Here is an 18,253-nt window from a genome sequence, read left to right as displayed (position 1 = left end):
GGCTACCGTTACGATCAGCCGCGTGACTACGCAGCAGACTGGTGAGACCGCGCCGACGCGGCCTCCGAAACGTGCCGTGGCCACCGCCACCGAGTTCGTCGCCCGACACGGCGGTTCGGCACGTGCCGTGGTGGAGAACCTCGGCAAGGGCGGGGCACGGATAGTGCTCATCGGCCAGGACGGCGCGCTCGGCGACGTACTGGTTCCCGACCCGACAACGGGTGAGTCGGTCGTCGAGGCCGTGGCAGGTCTGGAAAGCGGTGACTGGGACTCCGATACCGCGGCGGCGTTGACGATCGGACCAGCCCACCGCAGGAAGATGGCGGGGGCACGCGCGAGGTGACCAGCGATACGCACCGAGCCGGTGGCCGTCCTCGCGTGCTGCTGGCGACCTACTCCGACATGCCCGAGTCCCACGAGGACGAGCGGTCGTTGCTCGCCGCGCTCGACGAACTGGGAATCGACAGCCGCTGGGCGGTGTGGGACTCCCCGACCGAACCCTTCGAGACCGCGGACCTGGTGGTGCTGCGCAGCACCTGGGACTACACCTCGCGGATGAAGGAGTTCGTGGACTGGTGCGAGTCCGTACCGGCGTTGGCGAACCCGGCGCGGGTGGTGCGCTGGAACAGTGACAAGCGGTACCTGGCGGAACTCGCCGAGGCCGGGGTATCGGTCACTCCCACCCGGGTCGTGGAGCCCGGTGATCAGGTGCGGGCCGACGACGCTCCCGAACTGCCGGAGCGGGAGTTCGTCGTCAAACCCACGGTGGGGGCCGGTTCGCGGGGCGCGGCGCGGTTCCTGCCCGAACAGCGCGAACGGGCCCTGCTACATCTGCGTTCGTTGCACGATGAAGGCATCCCGGCGCTGGTGCAGCCCTATCAGCCCGTGGTCGATCGAGAGGGTGAGACCGCGCTGGTCTTCTTCGGCGGGGTGTACTCGCACGGTTTCGTGAAGGGGCCGTTGCTGGACCCGGCCGATGACGCGGCTGGTTCGGCGGAGCTCGGCAAGGGGCCGTTCGCCACCGATCCCGCTCCCGAGCTGCGGCGGGTCGCCGAGGACGTGCTCGACGCCACCGGGCAGCTGTTGGGCGTGGCGCGGTACGAGTTCCTCTACGCGCGCGTGGACCTGATCCGTGGCGACGACGGCGACCCCATGCTGTTGGAGCTGGAGCTGATCGAACCGCGGCTCAATTTCCTGCTCGCCGACCGGGCGGCTCCGCTGCGCTTCGCCTCGGCCGTGCGCGCCGAGCTCGCGCGCCGGGCTTCCTGACTCGCATCGGGCCGCCTGACCCGGGTGCTCCGTCCGGCTCGTCGCGGGATCGGTGGGTGGGCCCGCACCCCGGTCCCGCGTAAATTTCTCGCGAAATCGCCGTGCCGGGGAGGCGTCTTGTCTTGTGTGTCGGTTCCACCTATGGTTTCAGTGTTTAGCGAAACCGATCACGGTGCTTCCGTGGTCCGGATCCGGAAGCGAGCACACCAGTGGTCGAGTACACCCAGCGCACGGACCGCCCCGCCATGTCGGAGTGGATCGAGCAGATGGCGGCCTACTTCGAGTCCACCGAAGGGATGCCGCTGATCGCCGGGCGAGTCCTTGCCTTCCTGCTGATCTGTGATCCGCCGGAACGCACCGCCGCGGAGCTCTCGCACGCGCTCAGTGCCAGTACCGGCTCGATCAGCACCAACGTTCGGTTCCTGGTGCGGCTGGGGATCGTCTCCAAAACCACCCGGCAAGGCCGAGAGGCCGCGCTCTACCGGGTGGAGGAGCATCGTTGGCCGGAGCTGGTCAGCGCCCGGATGCACCGCATGGTCGAGCTGGAGAGCCTGATCGACTCCGGGCTGCGCATGTTCAGCGGACAGGGGGAGCGCGCCCGCAGACTGCGGGCGGTACACGAGTTCTACCAGTGGCTGTCCGAGGAGATCCCGGAGCTGTGGCGCCGCTGGGAACGGGACTCCCGCAGGCGGAGCTGATCCGGCAGGCTCCCGGAGTTCACCCCCCGACGCGCCATCCCGGCGACAGCGGGTTCGTTCAACCACTCACCGGTTCGCTCGCCACGTGAACCGAGCGCGGCTGCCGCCGGTTGGGAGCCGGGCCCCGGTAGCGGGACTCCGCCCAGAGCAGGGACACCGTCGCGATCACGATCGTGGAGCCGAGGACGTGGGCCACCACCAGCCCCTCGGGAACCCCGGTGACGTACTGCACCGACCCGATCACCCCCTGCGCGAGCACCACGAGGCAGGCGGTGGCGTAGGCACGCAGCAGGCCACGAGTCGGCGAGGTGCCGCGCAGCCAGAACCCGAACACCGCCAGCAGGCAGAGATAGGCCATCACCAGCAGCCCGTGCAGCTGGGTCAGCAGCGGAATGGACATCGGCAGCCGCGGGGTGCTCGGGTCACCGGCGTGCGGACCCGCCGCCGTGACCAGCGTGCCCGCGAACAACATCGCGGCCGCGACCGCTGTCAGCGCCACCAGAACGCCGCGCATCCTGCCGGTGACGACCGGATACGGTTTCTCGTCACCCTCGCCCGCTGCCTTGACCAGCAGCCCGGAGATCCAGATCAGCACCGCCGATGCCATGAAGTGCAGCGATACGCTCCACCAGCGCAGATCCAGCAGCACCGTCATACCGCCGATCACGGCCTGCACCGGAACACCGATCAGCACCAACCCGGCCAGTAGGCGCAGTCTCGGGCGGACCGGGCGCACTCGCCATGACAGCAGCAGACAGATCAGCGCCGTGGCCGCGACGACCCAGGTCAGCAGCCGGTTGCCGAACTCGACGGCTTGGTGCAGCGGCGCGATATCGGCGTGCGAGACCGGCACCATGCTGCCGGGGAAACACTGCGGCCACGTCGGACACCCCAGTCCCGAGCCGGTGACACGCACGACCGCGCCGGTTACCGCGATCATCATCTGGGTGACCAGTACCGCGACGGCCGAGGCGCGAACCAGCCGGGCGGAGGGGCGGGTTATTCGTTCTGGCAACGACAGGGTCGGCACGAGACGATGGTAGGCACACCAGGGCGTCGCCCGGCGCGGGGGACCGCGCGTCGGTGTCGCACGCCACGGTGGTGATTCCCGCCGGACGGGGACCACCACCGCGAGAGTGCGCAGCCCGGCGGAGTCAGTGCTCGAAGAGCCGCTTCGGCACCGCGCCGGCCTCGTGGAGCTGTTTGCTCAGTGCGCCGCCGTGTTCGAGCAGCTTGGAGAACTCCGAGGTGTCGAGCGCGCGCCACGGTTCCAACGAGGCCGCGTCGGTGGTGTCCTCGATCTCGTCGAGCAGTTGCTCACCGGCCGCTGTCACCGCTCCGGAGGAGTCCAGCAGGCCCCGGTCGGCCAGTTCCAGTTGTGCGTCGGTCCACTGTTCCTCGGACCAGGCCCGGGTCTGTTTCAACGTCGCGGCGTTCATCCCCCGTCCGGCCGCGCTCTGCAGCACGGGTGCCTGCAGCGGGCCGAGTCCCGCCTGTTGCAGTACGGCGATGTGCGCGTCGCCCCGGAACTCCCGTAACAGTGTCAGGGCGTGCCACAGGCGCAGATGCGGTTCGTCCGGGTACTCGATCTCCGCGTGTCCGGCGAACAGAGGTTTGCCCGCGGGCGAGCACCTCTCGGCGGCCTTGGCCGCGAGCCGTCCGGCTTCGTCGACCGCCTCCGAACGGACCGCTTCCCGTCCCAGCATTCGTTCCAGGGCTCCCGAGACCGCGCGGAACCGTGCGGCGACGATGTCCTCCGGATCGGCGACCGACCAGGCGGCGGGAATGTGCTGGCGCACCAGTTCGGGGTTGAAGTTGTAGAAGGTGGCGGTCACCAGGTTCGCCCCGACGGCGCCCAGCGGGGCGGCACGGCTCGCGAAGTAGGCCCTGCTCCAGGAGTCGATCCCGAGCTCGGACATTTCCCGTTCCAGCTCGGGAGCGAAGTAGATCATGGCGTGCGGTAGGTCGAGAGCGTTCTTGGCCCGGCGCGCGTTTCGGTTTTCCATGGCCCGCACTCTAGTGATCCCCGGACCGCGCCGGAGCCGGGATCAACTGAGGCGGGTGGTGCGCACCGCCAGGGCTCCGGCGATGACTCCCCAGCACAGCAGGACCAGTAGTGATCCCGCGGTGGGCGCCGTCCCGTCGGCGAGGCAGGCGTCGAGCGTTTCGGCCAGGGCTCCGGAGGGCAGGTACTCGGCGAGCGAGCTCATGACGCCGGGCAGGTGCCGGGCGGGGATCGCGAGTCCGCCCGCCAGCAGCAGCGCGAACCAGGCCGTGTTGGCCACGGCGAGCACCGTCTCGGCCCGCAGCGCGCCACCCACGAGCACTCCGCCCGCACCGAAGACGAGTGTTCCCAGGATCAGTACCGGGACCGCCGCCGCCACGCCGGCACCGGAGGGGTGCCAACCGAGTACGAGGGCGGTACCGCCGAGGACCACGGTTTGCAGTGCCACGACCAGCAGTGCGGCGAGTACGCGGCCCGCGATCAGCACCCAGCGGGGGAGGGCGGTGGCGCTGAGGCGCTTGATCACGCCGTAGCGGCGGTCGAATCCCAGTGCGATGGCCTGCCCGGTGAATCCGGTGGACATCACCGCCAGCGCGAGTATCCGCGGGGTGACCGAGTCGACGCGGGGCTGTTCCACCAGTCCGATGTCGAGGGTACTCATCCCGATCAGCAGTACGAGCGGGATCAGCAGGGTCAGCAGTGCCTGCTCCGGGTGCCGCAGCGTCAGCAGCGATTCCGCCCGCGTCTGGGTGAGCAGCATCCGCAGCGGATTGGCCCGTCCCGGAGAGGGGCGGAAGGTTCCCGGTGCGAAGGTGGGGTTCCGGGTGGTCCGTTCCGGTGTGTTCGCGAGCCCCTCGTACGCGCTGTCGGAGCTTTCCTGTCGTGTCAAGCGCGCAGCTCCCGTCCGGTCAGTTGGAGGAAGACGTCCTCCAGGCTGCGTCTGCCGATCCGCAGTTCGTCGGCCATTACTCCGTGCCGGGCACACCACGCCGTCACGGTGGAGACGGTCTGCGGGTCGATGTGACCCCGCACCAGGTACTGTCCCGGACGCACTTCCCGGGCGGAGCACCCTTCCGGCAGCGCGGTCAGCAGCTGTTCGAGGTCCAGTCCGGGGCGGGACCGGAAGTGCAGTTCGCGGTGTTCCTCGTCGCCGGAGGTGAGTTCTTCGGGGGTGCCCCGTGCGAGCACGCGGCCGTGATCGATGATCACCACCCGGTCGGCGAGGGTCTCGGCCTCGTCCATCAGGTGGGTGGTCAGCAGCACACCGACCCCGTCGGCGCGGAGCGCCGACATCAGTTCCCAGACCAGGTTGCGCGCGTGGGCGTCCATTCCCGCGGTCGGTTCGTCGAGGAAGACCAGTTCCGGTCTGCCGACCAGCGCGCACGCCAGTGACAGTCGTTGTTGCTGCCCGCCGGACAACCGCTTGTAGGGGGTCGTGCGCACTCCGTCGAGTCCGAGAATGTCCAACAGCCAGGCCGGGTCGAGCGGCTCGGCGCAGCAGGCGGCCACCAGGCGCAACATCTCCTCGGTGCGCACACCGGGGTAGGCACCGCCCCCCTGGGGCATCACCCCGATGCGGGGGCGGAGCCGGGCACCCTGGTCGACCGGATCGAGTCCGAGCACTCGGACCTGCCCGGCGTCGGGACGCAGGAAGCCCTCGCAGATTTCCACGGTGGTGGTCTTGCCCGCGCCGTTCGGGCCGAGCAGGGCCAGCATCTCACCGCGCGCCAGGTGCAGGTCGATCTCGGACACGGCGGTGTTGCCGCCGAATCGTTTGGTCAGCCCCCGTGCCCGCACAGCGGCGGAGTCGGCGTCTGGGTTCACGCTCCGCCAGCCTAATACCGTTCTTCCGGCACGGTTTTCGTAGGTGCTCGTTCGGCGGAACCTCGGGAGCCGGTGGTGAGGTTCATCGTGAGTCAGGCGTGGCCGGTCGACGCAGGCTGGGCAGCAGCCGCGGCACCCTGCCGCGGGTGAGCAGCAGGATCGCGGCGAACGCGATCAGGGCGGCGATCACGGCGAACGGGATCATGTAGTAGCGCAGTACGTACCCGGCGCCCGTCGGGGGCACCAGCAGCGCGACCGAGGCGCTGATGGCGATGGTGACCACCCGGAACCGCGAGTCGTTCGTGGACACCGCCAGCGGCGCAAGCGCCCACAGCAGGTACCAGGGGTGCAGCACCGGGCCGAGCAGCGCCACGGCTCCCAGGGTTATCCCCAGCCCGGTCAGGGGTTCGATCCGGCCGCGGAAGGAGGTCCAGAGCAGTCGTAGGCACACCAGTGCGCTGATCCCGTATCCGATCACCTTGGTGATGCTCAGCATCGCGTCGGTGTGGTTGCCGAGTCGCAGCAGCATGCTCACGCCGCCGCCGCCGAACATGCCGACCGCGGTCATCGGGGCCAGCCATGTCTTGATGCGGTTCGGCACGTCGAACGTTTCGAGCCAGCCCAGGCCCCAGCCGCTGGTCACCGTGATGACGGTCATGGTCGCGAGGAACACGGCGACCATCGCCGCGGCCACGAGCAGCAGGTCGGTGAGTCGGCCGCCGCGTCGGCGCGCCAGATACATCCCGAGGAAACCGAGGGCGATGAAGGCGGGGGGTTTCACGGCTCCCGCCACGACTATCACCACCGACCCGACGACGAGTCCCATCGGGCGCGGCAGCCGCAGTCCCAGCTCGATGCCCGCCAGCATCAGGCCCATCAGCAGCGCCTCGTTGTGCATACCGCTGACCACGTGGAACAGCACGATCGGGTTGGCCGCGCACAGCCACAGCGCGCACACGGGCGGCACGCCGCAACGCCTGGCCAGGTGGGGAATGGCCCAGACGGCCAGCGCCAGCGACAGCAGCATCACCACTCGCCACAGCAGCACGCCGAACACGATGTTCTCCCCGACGAGCGCCGCGATGCCCCTGCCGAGCATCAGGAACAACGGCCCGTAGGGGGCGGGGGTGTCCCGCCAGATGTTGGGGACGTTTCCGGTCAGCGGGTTGTCCACGCCCAGTGCCTCGGAGGGGCCGAATTCGTAGGGGTCGGCTCCGCTGGCAGCCACCGCGCTCTGTGCGAGGTAGGCGTACATGTCGCGGCTGAACAGCGGTGGGGCTATCGCCAGTGGAAAGCCCCACATGACTATGGTGCGGCCGAGCTGGGTGTGCGAGACGAGGCGGCTACGTCCCGGCAGCGCGAGCCTGCCCAGCCACAGCCAGCCGATCACGACCATCAGCATGCCCAGCCAGGCGCAGGCCATCGCCACGGTGGGCATGCGGGCGGGCAGGCTCAGCACGCGGATTCCGGAGATCGGGTTGTCCACCGGTGCCGCTCCCGCTCCGACCGCGGCGAACGCGAGCAGCAGGGCACCCGTGGTGCCGAACCGGCGTACGAGTGCCAGTTGGCGGCGTTCGTTCCGGTCGAGTGGTCCCGGGACGTCGTTCGTCTCCGGTGCGATCGTGGTGGTTCCGGCGTCCTCCCGTGTTCGGTCCCGCCGGCCGGAGTGGCTCCTGTCCGAGTCGCCGGTGTCGGTTGCTTCGCCTGCCGCCATGTTGACCGAGCCTAGCCACTCGACCGACGGGTACGTGGCAAGGGCGAGTGGTGCGTTCGGGTAACCGGGGTGTGAGACAACTCATGTGCTCGGACCTGCCCGCTGTCGTGCCGTTCCAAATTAGGTAACATCAGTGTTGTGAAAAACGTCGGAACCTCCCCAGCGGGCGCGGCGGTCGAGTGGGCCGCCGAGGAGCCGGGCTCTGCGCGGCAGGGTGCGGCTCCGAGCGCCGGTGACGGGCGGACCCGGCAGCTGGTCGCCCGGACAGTGCTCGAACAGGGCCCCGTCACGGCGGCCGGGATCGCCGAGCGGCTCGGTCTGAGTCCGGCGGCGGTGCGCAGGCATCTCGATGCGCTGGTCGCCGATGGCGAGGCGTGGATCAGGGAGTCCTCGTCTCGTGGCCGCAGGGGGAGGGGACGTCCGGCTAAGCTGTTCCTGTTGACCGAGAGCGGGCGGGCACGGTTCGGCCATGCCTACGACGATCTCGCCGTCTCGGCTTTGCGGTTTCTGGCCGAACAGTCCGGCGAGCAGGCGATTCGCTCGTTCGCCGAACGGCGGATGGCCGCTCTGGTCGAGCACCACCGTGAGGCGTTGGCAGCGAGTGGGACCGTCGCCGAACGGGCCCAGGTGTTGGCTGACGCGCTCACGCGGGAGGGCTATGCCGCTTCCGCTCGAACCGTCGGGTCAGGGGAGCAGCTTTGTCAGCACCACTGCCCGGTGGCGCATGTCGCTGCGGATTTTCCGCAGTTGTGTGAGGCCGAGACGGAGGCGTTCGCCGAAGTTCTCGGCACCCACGTGCAGCGGCTGGCCACGATCGCCAACGGCGACGCGGCCTGCACCACGCACGTTCCGCACGCACGATCGGAGGACCGTACGGCGAGCCGTCCGGAAACCGATCACAACGCTGTCGCTTCGGGATCCGCGTCGCGGAGCCCGGACCGACAGGACACTGCCCCGAGTCCTCATGGAGGGGAGCCCGTATGACTGCCGCTGCGGAGCAGCGCACACCCACCACGGTGCCCAGTTCCGAACCAATGTCCCAGGAAGAAACCCTGGCCACACTCGGTAACTACGAGTACGGCTGGTCCGATCCGGACGTCGCGGGCGCGAACGCGCAACGCGGCCTCAGCGAGGCCGTCGTCCGGGAGATCTCGGAGCGCAAGGAAGAGCCCGACTGGATGCTGCAGGCGCGGCTGAAGGCGCTCGGGCTGTTCGATCGCAAGCCGACGCCCGCCTGGGGCGCCGACCTCTCGGAGATCGACTTCGACAACATCAAGTACTTCGTGCGCTCCACCGAGGAGCAGGCACAGACCTGGGACGACCTGCCCGAGGACATCAAGAACACCTACGACAAGCTGGGTATCCCCGAGGCGGAGAAGCAGCGTCTGGTCGCCGGTGTCGCCGCGCAGTACGAGTCCGAGGTCGTCTACCACAAGATCCGCGAGGACCTCGAGGAAAAGGGTGTCAAGTTCCTCGACACCGACACCGCGCTGCGGGAGCACCCCGAGATCTTCGAGGAGTACTTCGGCTCGGTCATCCCGGCCGGTGACAACAAGTTCTCCGCGCTCAACACGGCGGTGTGGTCCGGCGGCTCGTTCATCTACGTGCCCAAGGGCGTGCACGTCGACATTCCGCTGCAGGCCTACTTCCGGATCAACACCGAGAACATGGGCCAGTTCGAGCGCACCCTGATCGTGGTCGACGAGGGTGCCTACGTGCACTACGTCGAGGGCTGCACCGCGCCGATCTACTCCACCGACTCGCTGCACTCGGCCGTGGTGGAGATCGTGGTCAAGCGCAACGCCCGTTGCCGTTACACGACCATCCAGAACTGGTCCAACAACGTCTACAACCTGGTCACCAAGCGTGCCAAGGCCGAAGAGGGCGCCACCATGGAGTGGGTCGACGGCAACCTGGGCTCCAAGGTGACCATGAAGTACCCGTCGGTGTTCCTGATGGGCGAGCACGCCAAGGGCGAGGTGCTCTCGGTGGCCTTCGCCGGTGAGAACCAGCACCAGGACGCGGGCGCGAAGATGGAGCACATGGCGCCGCACACCTCCTCCTCGATCGTCTCCAAGTCGATCGCGCGTGGCGGTGGGCGCACCTCCTACCGCGGGCTGGTCAAGGTGGCCAAGCGCGCCAACCACTCCTCGTCCAACGTCAAGTGCGACGCCCTGCTGGTGGACAACATCAGTCAGTCGGACACATACCCGTACGTGGACGTCCGGGTCGACGACGTGACGATGGGCCACGAGGCCACCGTGTCCAAGGTCAGTGACGACCAGCTGTTCTACCTGATGCAGCGGGGGCTGACCGAGGACGAGGCGATGGCCATGGTGGTGCGCGGGTTCGTCGAACCGATCGCCCGCGAACTCCCCATGGAGTACGCCCTGGAACTGAACCGTCTGATCGAGCTGCAAATGGAAGGGGCCGTCGGCTGATGACGGAGTCGACTCTCGAAACGTCCGGCCGGAACGGCCTCGACGAGCGCGATCCGCAGAACTCCGCGGTGCCGCCGCGGAGTTCTCGCGGGCACCGCTTCACCTCCTACGACGTGCGTGCCTTCGAGGTGCCCGGTGGGCGTGAGGAGGACTGGCGCTTCACGCCCATGAAGCGGCTGCATGGACTGCACGACGGCTCGGCCGAGGCCACCGGTTCGCTCGATGTGGAGGTCAGCGGGGACTCCGCCGTGAAGGTGGAGACCGTGGACCGCTCCGACGAGCGGCTGGGCGCGGCCGGCGCTCCCGCCGACCGGATCGCCGCCCAGGCGTGGAGCTCGTTCACCGAGGCCACCGTGGTTACGATCCCGAAGGACACGCAGGCCACCGACCCGGTCACCGTCACCGTGCACGGCCCGGGGCAGGACCGTACCGCCTACGGGCACCTGCAGGTCCGGGCCGAGCCGCTGTCCGAGGCCGTGGTCGTGCTGGACTACCGCGGCTCCGGGATCATCGGCGACAACATCGAGATGATCGCCGAGGACTCGGCACAACTGTCGGTGGTGACCATCCACGACTTCGCCGACGACGCCACCCAGGTTTCCTCCGAGCACGCCTACCTCGGCAAGGACGCGGTGTTCCGCCATTTCGCCGCCTCGCTCGGCGGCGATCTCGTGCGGGTCAACACCAAGGTGACCTTCGGTGACCGCGGCGGCGACGCCGACGTGCTGGGGGTGTACTTCGCCGACAGCGGTCAGCATCTGGAGCACCGGCTGTTGATGGACCACGCGCAGCCGAACTGCCGCAGCAACGTCACCTACAAGGGGGCGCTGCAGGGCGATTCGGCCCGCTCGGTCTGGATCGGCGACGTGCTCATCCAGGCGGCGGCCGAGGGGACCGAGACGTTCGAGCTGAACCGCAACCTGGTGCTCACCGAGGGAGCGCGTGCCGACTCGGTGCCCAACCTGGAGATCGAGACCGGCGAGATCGCCGGGGCGGGGCACGCCAGCGCGATCGGGCGCTTCGACGACGACCAGCTGTTCTACCTGCAGGCCAGGGGGATTCCGTACGACCAGGCACGCAGGCTGGTGGTACGCGGCTTCTTCGGCGAACTCCTGCAGAAGATCACGGTCGACGAGGTCCGCGAGCGGCTGGAGGCCGCGATCGACAAGGAACTGGCGGCGGTCGGAGCATGAGCCGGCCACGGCCGGAACGCTCGGCGTTTCGGCCGCCCGCCCACCGCCGCTGACGCGGCAGCAAGACACAGCTTTTCGCGCAACCACCTGGAGAAGACGAACACGATGGCCACCCTGGAGATCAAGGACCTGCACGCCGAGGTCAACACGGAGGAGGGCTCGAAGGAGATCCTCACCGGCGTGAACCTCACCGTGCGCTCGGGCGAGATCCACGCCTTCATGGGACCGAACGGTTCCGGCAAGTCCACCCTGGCCTACGCGATCGCCGGACACCCCAAGTACAACGTCACCTCGGGCTCGGTGCTGCTCGACGGTGAGGAGGTCCTGGAGATGAGCGTCGACGAGCGCGCTCGTGCGGGCCTGTTCCTCGCCATGCAGTACCCGGTCGAGGTTCCGGGCGTTTCCATGTCGAACTTCCTGCGCAGTGCCGCCACCGCCACCCGGGGTGAGGCCCCGCAGGTTCGGCACTGGGTCAAGGAGGTCAAGCAGGCGATGAGCGACCTCGAGATCGACGAGTCGTTCTCGGAGCGCAGCGTCAACGAGGGCTTCTCCGGCGGTGAGAAGAAGCGTCACGAGATCCTGCAGCTCGACCTGCTCAAGCCGAAGTTCGCGATCCTCGACGAGACCGACTCCGGTCTGGACGTGGACGCGCTGCGCGTGGTTTCCGACGGCATCAACCGCTACACCGAGAGCGGTGACAAAGGTGTCTTGCTCATCACCCACTACACGCGCATCCTCAAGCACATCAAGCCCGACTACGTGCACGTGTTCGTCAAGGGCCAGGTCGCCGAGTCCGGCGGTCCTGAGCTGGCCGACGAGCTCGAGGAGTCCGGCTACGTCCGCTTCACGGAGAAGAAGGAGGCAGCCGCGCAGTCATGACCGTTGAGCCTCCCGGTGTCCGGGGGTCGGACACCACGCAGACAGGTGCGGGCACCGCACCGGCACCGCTGGACGTGGCGGCGCTGCGCGCCGACTTCCCGATCCTGCGGCGCACGGTGCGCGACGAGCGTCCCCTGGTGTATCTGGACTCCGGGGCGACGTCGCAACGCCCCACCCAGGTGCTCGACGCGGAGCGCTCCTTCGTGGAGACCTCCAACGCGGCGGTGCATCGTGGTGCTCACCAGCTGGCCGAGGAGGCCACGGACGCCTACGAGGGTGCGCGTGCCAAGATCGCCAGGTTCGTCGGTGTGGCGACGAACGAGATCGTGTTCACCAAGAACGCCACGGAGGGTGTCAACCTCGTCGCCTACGCCATGAGCAACGCGGCGACCGCCGGTCCGGAGGCCGAGCGGTTCCGGATCGGCCCCGGTGACGAGGTCGTGGTCAGCGAGATGGAGCACCACGCCAACCTCGTGCCGTGGCAGCAGCTGTGCCAGCGGACCGGTGCCACGCTGCGCTGGTTCGGGGTCACCGATGAGGGCCGACTGGACCTTTCGGAGCTGGACACCCTGATCAACGAGCGCACCAGGGTGGTGGCCGTGACCCACCAGTCGAACGTGCTCGGCACGGTCAACCCCCTCGAATCCATCGTGGATCGGGCGCACCGCGTCGGCGCGTTCGTGGTGCTCGACGCGTGCCAGTCCGTCCCGCACGGGCCGGTCGACTTCGCCGCGGCCGGCGTCGACTTCGCGGTGTTCTCCGGGCACAAGATGCTCGGCCCGTCGGGCATCGGGGTGCTCTACGGCAGGCACGAGCTGCTTCGGGCTATGCCGCCGTTCCTCACCGGCGGATCCATGATCGAACTCGTGCACATCGACCGTTCGACCTTCGCCGAACCGCCGCAGCGTTTCGAGGCGGGCGTTCCGATGACCTCGCAGGTGGTCGGCCTCGGCGCTGCCGTGGACTATCTGTCCGTGGTGGGAATGCAGCGGGTATCCGCGCACGAGCACCGGCTGGTCGAGCGGGCGCTGCGCGAGCTGTCCGCCGTGGAAGGGGTACGCATCATCGGCCCCGAGAGCACCGAGAACCGTGGTGGTGCCGTGTCCTTCGTGATCGACGGGGTGCATCCGCACGACGCCAGCCAGGTGATGGACGACCAGGGTGTCGAGATACGAGTGGGCCATCACTGCGCTTGGCCGCTGCACCGCAGGATGGGTGTGCCTGCCACGATCAGGGCCAGTTTCTACCTCTACAACGAGTTGGACGAGGTGACCGCTCTGGTGGATGCTGTCCGCGAGGCCCAGCGTTTCTTCGCGGTGACACCGACGGCAGGCTGAGGATGTGGTGATGCAGCTCGAACAGATGTACCAGGAGATAATCCTGGATCACTACCGGAATCCGCACCGGCACGGCCTGCGGGAACCGTTCGACGCCGAGTCGTTCCAGGTCAACCCGACCTGTGGTGACGAGGTGACGTTGCGGGTGCGGTTGGTCGGCAGTGGTACGGAGGCGACGGTGGCCGACGTCTCCTACGCCGGACAGGGCTGCTCGATCAGTCAGGCTGCCACCTCGGTGCTGACCGACCTGGTGGTGGGCCGTCCGTTGCAAGAGGCACTGGACAAGCAGGCGGCCTTCACAGAGTTGATGGAAGGCCGCGGCCAGGTCGAACCCGACGAGGACGTCCTGGAGGACGGAGTCGCCTTCGCAGGGGTCGCCAAGTACCCGATGCGGGTCAAGTGTGCGCTGCTGGGTTGGATGGCATTCCGGGACGCCGTATCGCGTGTTGTCGATGAGGTGGGAGCGTCATGACCAGTACCGAGAATCAGACGCAGGAGCAGCGGGGCACCGCCGCCCCCGAGGACGGTACCGAAGTGGTCCGCGGAGTCGAGGGTATGCCGGAGCCCCCGGCCGCCACGGCCGAACTGGCTGCTGTCGAGGACGTCGAAGAGGCCATGCGGGACGTGGTCGACCCCGAGTTGGGGATCAACGTGGTCGACCTCGGCCTGGTCTACGGTGTCCAGGTCGAGCAGGACAACTCGGCTTCGATCGACATGACGTTGACCTCGCCGGCGTGCCCGCTCACCGACGTGATCGAGGAGCAGGCACGTTCGGTGCTGACCGGCGGTCCCAACGGTGGTCTCGTCAACGATTTCCGGATCAACTGGGTGTGGATACCGCCGTGGGGGCCGGAAAAGATCACCGAGGAGGGGCGTGAGCAGCTCAGGGCACTGGGCTTCACCCTCTGACCGAGGTTCTCCGGTCGGGGTGTCGGGGTGCCTCGCTTGGCGGAACCTCCCGCCTGCTCTCGCCCCGGCAGGACCCGAGCGCTCCGGGATGATCCGGAGCGGTAGCGCTTCACGAAGGCGCACGGTAGTGGTCCCGCGGACGTACATCGGGGACGTCGGTTCACGGGTCGGATCCCGTCGAACCGGCGTCCTTCTCTCGTGTGGCCGGCCTTCGTTCCCGTGGTCGCCGGGGTCGGCAGCGGGAGTCGGGCGGGACTCCGCCACGACCCGCCGCGGGGCTCGGAGGAAGCGGTCCTACTGGGCGGACGAGCCGGTGCCTTCCGCCTCGTGGGCCGTCAGTGGCTTGGCCAGGTTCTCCAGGCTGGAGCGTTCGGCACGCACCCCCAGGATCAGTTCGGCGAGACCGCCGAGCAGCATCACCACGGCGCCGATCAGGAACGCCAGGGTCACGTTCCCCACCCGCTCGGTTTCGATGAGCTGGCCGAACAGCAGCGGCCCCGTGATTCCGCCGACCGCGGTGCCGACCGCGTAGAAGAACGCGATCGCCAGTGCGCGGGTCTCCATCGGAAACACTTCGCTGACGGTGAGATAGGCGGCGCTGGCCCCGGCGGAGGCGAGGAAGAAGATCCCCACCAGCAGCGCCAGGAACGTCCAGCGGTTCAACATCCCGTAGAGCAGCAGCATCGCCAGCGGCACCGTCAGCAGGGCCGAGCCGATGTAGGATCCCGCGATCATGGGAATCCGGCCCACCGTGTCGAACAGCCGGGACAGCAGCACCGGGCCGGTGAAGTTGCTCAGCGCGTAGATGACGATGAACACCGGCACGATCGTCGAGGAGACGCCGAAGAACGTGCTCAGCAGGGTCCCGAGGTTGAAGGTGAGACCGTTGTACAGGAACGCCTGGCCGATGAACAACGCGAGGCCCAGCACCGCACGGCGGGGGTAGCGCCGGTAGGCGGTCTCGGCGATCGTGCGGAACGGGATGGATCGCCGCTGTCGAACCGTGATCGACTCGCCGGGTTCTTCCAGCCTGGTGCCGCTCCGTTCGGCCACGTCCCGCTCGACGCGGTCCACGATCCGTTCCGCCTGTTCCTGGTAGCCGTGGATGAACAGCCAGCGCGGGCTCTCCGGGACGTTTCTGCGCACCAGCAGAATGCCCAGCCCGAGCACCGCCCCCACGCCGAACGCCACTCGCCAGCCGACGGCGGCGTCGAACACGGCCCGGTTGAGGAAGAAGACCGCTGTTGCCGCACCGCCTGCCGCGCCGAGCCAGTACGACCCGTTGATGATCAGGTCGATTCGGCCGCGTACCCGTGCCGGAATGAGTTCGTCGATGGCGGAGTTGATCGCGGCGTACTCACCGCCTATCCCGGCCCCGGTTATGAACCGGGCCAGGTAGAAGTACCAGGGGGCGAAGGCGAACGCGGTGGCCACCGTGGCGATCAGATACACCAGGAGAGTCAGCAGAAACAACTTCTTGCGGCCGAACCGGTCGGTGAGCTGGCCGAAGAACAGCGCACCCAGACAGGCCCCGAGGACGTAGATCGCGGCGGCGATGCCGATCTGTCCGGAACTGATGGGGATACCGCTGTCGGACTCGGTCAGCCGGGACGCCACGGAGCCCACCATGGTGACCTCGAGACCGTCGAGGATCCACACGGTTCCCAGCCCGATCACCACCCGCCAGTGGAATCGGGACCAGGGCAGCCGGTCCAGCCGTGCCGGGATTCGAGTTCGGATCGTCCCCAGTTCGATCGCCATCGACCACGGGGATTACCCGGGTAGGTCGCCGGGTATGCCTCCCACATGATCGGATGTCGAGTGCTGGGGCATCGCTATCGTTTCCGCGCGGTCGACGCGGAGTTGAGGTGGCACTGCGAGCGCGGTTGCGGAGCCGGTGCGAGCAAGCGGTACCCCACGGCCGAGCTGGCCGCGCGTTATGCCACCGCGTTGGACCGGGAGGATCGCGCCGCTCTCGGTGAACGCGCTCCGTTGATCGGGCTGTTGCCGCTGCGATTGTGGCGGTCACTCGGCCAGAAGCGGCGGGGAAGTCGTTCTCCGACCGCGGAAGCTGATCACCGACCGTCCCGGTGACGGGCCCCGTGGTCACCCGGTCGTGGTGGAGGTGGGTCCGGATCGCGGGTGGGAAATCCCGGCTCGCCCTGCTCGGGGATGTCCTCGCGGGAACCGCGCAGCACGTCGACCCGGTCCGAACCGATCCGCGACATCACCCAGCTGGAGCCGGTCAGCGACTTCGCGTGCTTCTTCAGCGGGACCAGCAGCCGCGAGGCGTCCTGGTAGGAGGTGGTTCCGGTCTGCGTGCAAACCAGCGTGGAAAGCGAGAGGGTGACGTCGATGCCTCCGGCGCGTCTGGGCGGGTCCAGCACCATCCGTGCCAGGTTCACCAGATCGTCCAGATCGGCTACCAGCAGGAAGTCGTCCCCTCCCACGTGTCCCACCCGCACCGAGCCCAGTGAGGTCGCCGCGTCGGTGAGTGTTCTGCCGACCGAGCGGATCAGCTCGTCACCGGCGGAGAACCCGGCGGTGTCGTTGACCGTCTTGAACCCGTCGATGTCCAGCCAGTTCAGTGCGAACACCTCGCCCGCGGCGATGCGGCCGTCCACGTCGCGCTGGATCGCGTCGCTGCCCGGCAGTCTGGTCAGCGGATTCAGTGCCGCCGCCTGCTCCGCCTTGAACTCCGCCATGCCGCGGATCAGATGCACCGCACGCACGGTTCCCAGGCACCTGCCCGCCTCGTCAACCACGATCGCGTCGTCGTGCACCCGGGTGTGGTCAGCCCCGCTGACCAGGGTCAGTGCTTCCATCGCCGTGGTGGCCGTGTTCACCAGCCGGGGTTCGTCGGCCAGGCGTGCCGCCGGGCGTTGCGCGTGCAGCGCGTGACCGTAGGGGCCGGTTACCGCCAGCAGGAACCGGTTGCGGTCTATCGAGTACTCGGGGCGGTTGTGCTCGTCCACCAGCACCACCCCGCTGATCTCGGGATGGTCCGCCAGCACGCCGCGTACCGAGTCCGCCGTGGCGTCCCGGGAGAGCATCGTCGCGGGGGACAGGAATTCGGTCACCCGGGGGCCCGCGGGGGTCGGTTTCGAGCCGCCGTACGGGTCGTCGGTCTCGGCCACGGCCTCGGGGATCTGCAGTGAGGTCGGTGGACGCCGTGCCGCCGATGCCAGCAGGTTGCCCTGGACCACTCGCACACCCGCGGCGCGCAGCGCTGCCAGCTGCTCCTCCCGCTCCGCTCCCTCGGCGATCAGAATGGCGCCGGTGGCGTTGCACAGTCCCTGCAACGATTCCAGCAGCGCGGCCTGCCCCGCGTTGTCGGGAATCCCCTCGATGACCCTCTTGTCGAGTTTGATGGCGTCCGGTGCCAGCTCGGCCAGCAGCGTCAGCGGTATGTCACCGTCGCCGACCCCGTCCACCGCTATCCGGTAGCCGTGCGAACGCAGGTTCGCCACCTCCGAACGCAGTTTCCGCCCGTCGAGTCGGGAGAACGGCGGCGCGAGCTCAAGCGTGATCTCCGTGGCGCGTCGCCCCACCTCGGCCAGTTTGTCGTGCAGCGCGCGGAGTCGGTGCGACTCGTGCGTCACGGTTCCGCCGAAGAGGTTCAGATGCAGCGGCAGCAGCGACTGCTGCTCGTGCGCACGGTCCACGGCGGAGACCGCCAGGTCCGCGTCCAGCTCTCCGACCCGTTTCTGCCGGGCGGCCTCCCGGAAGAAGTCCGTGATGTGTCCGTCGGCGGGGCGGGCGAGCGCCTCCACGGCGACCACCGCTCCCGTACGGATGTTGATCAGCGGCTGGAAGGCGAACCGCACATCGTTGGCCGGTCCTAGCACGTGATCGATGTTGCCGGGGTTCATGTCGTCTCGGCGAGCCCGTTCACCAGCTGTTCAATGACATGTAAACGCTCCTGTCCGTTGTCCTTCGACAACATAGCGCGTTCGCTCGTGCCGTGGCAGCAACCGTGAACTG

18 protein-coding genes are annotated in these 18,253 nt (G+C 68.4%); 11 read left to right on the top strand and 7 right to left on the bottom strand.

What is annotated here, in order from left to right; all coding sequences use genetic code 11:
* The first annotated feature begins 22 nt into the window (after positions 1-22).
* The 3 genes from J2S53_RS07550 (at position 23) to J2S53_RS07540 (ending at position 1,967) form a co-directional block, all read left to right on the top strand.
* Entirely contained in the window at positions 23-343 is a 321-nt protein-coding gene (locus J2S53_RS07550; RefSeq protein WP_092973482.1) for a hypothetical protein, read from the top strand.
* Between the two features lie 59 nt (positions 344-402).
* The gene (locus J2S53_RS07545) at positions 403-1,269 is read left to right on the top strand and encodes an ATP-grasp domain-containing protein (protein WP_456242732.1); all 867 of its coding nucleotides are present in this window, start codon (positions 403-405) and stop codon (positions 1,267-1,269) included.
* 209 nt (positions 1,270-1,478) lie between these two features.
* Positions 1,479-1,967 (top strand): GbsR/MarR family transcriptional regulator, encoded by a 489-nt coding sequence (locus J2S53_RS07540; RefSeq protein WP_092973480.1) that lies wholly within the window; start codon positions 1,479-1,481, stop codon positions 1,965-1,967.
* A 58-nt stretch (positions 1,968-2,025) separates the two neighbouring features.
* Here the strand turns inward: J2S53_RS07540 and J2S53_RS07535 are convergent, their stop codons facing one another.
* The 5 genes from J2S53_RS07535 to mptB form a co-directional block, all read right to left on the bottom strand.
* On the bottom strand, positions 2,026-2,997 hold the full coding sequence (locus J2S53_RS07535) for a COX15/CtaA family protein (RefSeq protein WP_092973478.1): 972 nt from the start codon (positions 2,995-2,997) through the stop codon (positions 2,026-2,028).
* A 124-nt stretch (positions 2,998-3,121) separates the two neighbouring features.
* A complete protein-coding gene (locus tag J2S53_RS07530; protein WP_456240387.1) occupies positions 3,122-3,973 on the bottom strand; it encodes an SCO6745 family protein in 852 nt (283 codons plus the stop codon).
* A 42-nt stretch (positions 3,974-4,015) separates the two neighbouring features.
* A complete protein-coding gene (locus tag J2S53_RS07525) occupies positions 4,016-4,732 on the bottom strand; it encodes an ABC transporter permease (protein ID WP_456242731.1) in 717 nt (238 codons plus the stop codon).
* 125 nt (positions 4,733-4,857) lie between these two features.
* Entirely contained in the window at positions 4,858-5,796 is a 939-nt protein-coding gene (locus J2S53_RS07520) for an ABC transporter ATP-binding protein (protein ID WP_456240386.1), read from the bottom strand.
* Between the two features lie 82 nt (positions 5,797-5,878).
* Positions 5,879-7,510 (bottom strand): polyprenol phosphomannose-dependent alpha 1,6 mannosyltransferase MptB, encoded by a 1,632-nt coding sequence (mptB, locus tag J2S53_RS07515; protein ID WP_456240385.1) that lies wholly within the window; start codon positions 7,508-7,510, stop codon positions 5,879-5,881.
* 138 nt (positions 7,511-7,648) lie between these two features.
* On the opposite strand from mptB, the gene J2S53_RS07510 reads away from it, so the two are divergent.
* The 7 genes from J2S53_RS07510 to J2S53_RS07480 all read left to right on the top strand — a co-directional run bounded on the left by J2S53_RS07510 (position 7,649) and on the right by J2S53_RS07480 (position 14,269).
* The gene (locus J2S53_RS07510) at positions 7,649-8,494 is read left to right on the top strand and encodes a helix-turn-helix transcriptional regulator (protein WP_092973470.1); all 846 of its coding nucleotides are present in this window, start codon (positions 7,649-7,651) and stop codon (positions 8,492-8,494) included.
* Positions 8,491-9,951 (top strand): Fe-S cluster assembly protein SufB, encoded by a 1,461-nt coding sequence (sufB, locus tag J2S53_RS07505; RefSeq protein ID WP_092973468.1) that lies wholly within the window; start codon positions 8,491-8,493, stop codon positions 9,949-9,951. The genes J2S53_RS07510 and sufB overlap by 4 nt, the downstream gene beginning before the upstream one ends.
* Positions 9,951-11,144, top strand: a complete 1,194-nt coding sequence (gene sufD / locus J2S53_RS07500; protein WP_130467716.1) for a Fe-S cluster assembly protein SufD — start codon at positions 9,951-9,953, stop codon at positions 11,142-11,144. Before sufB ends, sufD begins: the two co-directional genes overlap by 1 nt.
* Before the next feature lie 105 nt (positions 11,145-11,249).
* Positions 11,250-12,023, top strand: coding sequence for a Fe-S cluster assembly ATPase SufC (gene sufC, locus J2S53_RS07495; protein ID WP_092973464.1), 774 nt, complete (start codon positions 11,250-11,252; stop codon positions 12,021-12,023).
* Positions 12,020-13,360 (top strand): cysteine desulfurase, encoded by a 1,341-nt coding sequence (locus J2S53_RS07490; protein WP_456240384.1) that lies wholly within the window; start codon positions 12,020-12,022, stop codon positions 13,358-13,360. The genes sufC and J2S53_RS07490 overlap by 4 nt, the downstream gene beginning before the upstream one ends.
* A gap of 10 nt (positions 13,361-13,370) precedes the next feature.
* On the top strand, positions 13,371-13,832 hold the full coding sequence (gene sufU, locus J2S53_RS07485; protein ID WP_092627700.1) for a Fe-S cluster assembly sulfur transfer protein SufU: 462 nt from the start codon (positions 13,371-13,373) through the stop codon (positions 13,830-13,832).
* A gap of 83 nt (positions 13,833-13,915) precedes the next feature.
* Entirely contained in the window at positions 13,916-14,269 is a 354-nt protein-coding gene (locus J2S53_RS07480) for a metal-sulfur cluster assembly factor (protein ID WP_207227649.1), read from the top strand.
* Positions 14,270-14,563: 294 nt separating this feature from the next.
* Here J2S53_RS07480 and J2S53_RS07475 read toward each other — a convergent pair whose 3' ends face one another.
* Positions 14,564-16,030 carry an MFS transporter gene (locus J2S53_RS07475; protein ID WP_456240383.1) on the bottom strand — a complete coding sequence of 489 codons (1,467 nt, stop codon included), beginning with the start codon at positions 16,028-16,030 and terminating at the stop codon, positions 14,564-14,566.
* A 45-nt stretch (positions 16,031-16,075) separates the two neighbouring features.
* Between J2S53_RS07475 and J2S53_RS07470 the strand changes: the two genes are divergently transcribed.
* Entirely contained in the window at positions 16,076-16,363 is a 288-nt protein-coding gene (locus J2S53_RS07470) for a hypothetical protein (protein WP_456240382.1), read from the top strand.
* On the opposite strand, the gene J2S53_RS07465 is transcribed toward J2S53_RS07470, so the two are convergent.
* Positions 16,345-18,141, bottom strand: a complete 1,797-nt coding sequence (locus tag J2S53_RS07465; protein ID WP_456240381.1) for a GGDEF domain-containing protein — start codon at positions 18,139-18,141, stop codon at positions 16,345-16,347. The two genes, J2S53_RS07470 and J2S53_RS07465, sit on opposite strands and share 19 nt — an antisense overlap.
* Between the last annotated feature and the right edge of the window lie 112 nt (positions 18,142-18,253).

It is taken from the genome of Actinopolyspora lacussalsi (genome assembly GCA_030803735.1).
GTDB lineage: Bacteria > Actinomycetota > Actinomycetes > Mycobacteriales > Pseudonocardiaceae > Actinopolyspora > Actinopolyspora lacussalsi.
The sequence above is the reverse complement of the archived record's forward strand: the minus strand, read 5'-3'. Positions and strand labels throughout refer to the sequence as shown.

Coding starts and splice junctions, on each gene's coding strand:
- sufC (WP_092973464.1), top strand. CDS start 11,250: ATGGCCACCCTGGAGATCAAGGACCTGCACGCCGAGGTCAACACGGAG.
- J2S53_RS07490 (WP_456240384.1), top strand. CDS start 12,020: ATGACCGTTGAGCCTCCCGGTGTCCGGGGGTCGGACACCACGCAGACA.
- J2S53_RS07480 (WP_207227649.1), top strand. CDS start 13,916: ATGCCGGAGCCCCCGGCCGCCACGGCCGAACTGGCTGCTGTCGAGGAC.
- sufB (WP_092973468.1), top strand. CDS start 8,491: ATGACTGCCGCTGCGGAGCAGCGCACACCCACCACGGTGCCCAGTTCC.
- sufD (WP_130467716.1), top strand. CDS start 9,951: ATGACGGAGTCGACTCTCGAAACGTCCGGCCGGAACGGCCTCGACGAG.
- J2S53_RS07470 (WP_456240382.1), top strand. CDS start 16,076: ATGATCGGATGTCGAGTGCTGGGGCATCGCTATCGTTTCCGCGCGGTC.
- J2S53_RS07525 (WP_456242731.1), bottom strand. CDS start 4,732: ATGCTGCTCACCCAGACGCGGGCGGAATCGCTGCTGACGCTGCGGCAC.
- J2S53_RS07465 (WP_456240381.1), bottom strand. CDS start 18,141: ATGAACCCCGGCAACATCGATCACGTGCTAGGACCGGCCAACGATGTG.
- sufU (WP_092627700.1), top strand. CDS start 13,371: ATGCAGCTCGAACAGATGTACCAGGAGATAATCCTGGATCACTACCGG.
- J2S53_RS07475 (WP_456240383.1), bottom strand. CDS start 16,030: ATGGCGATCGAACTGGGGACGATCCGAACTCGAATCCCGGCACGGCTG.
- mptB (WP_456240385.1), bottom strand. CDS start 7,510: ATGGCGGCAGGCGAAGCAACCGACACCGGCGACTCGGACAGGAGCCAC.
- J2S53_RS07530 (WP_456240387.1), bottom strand. CDS start 3,973: ATGGAAAACCGAAACGCGCGCCGGGCCAAGAACGCTCTCGACCTACCG.
- J2S53_RS07545 (WP_456242732.1), top strand. CDS start 403: ATGCCCGAGTCCCACGAGGACGAGCGGTCGTTGCTCGCCGCGCTCGAC.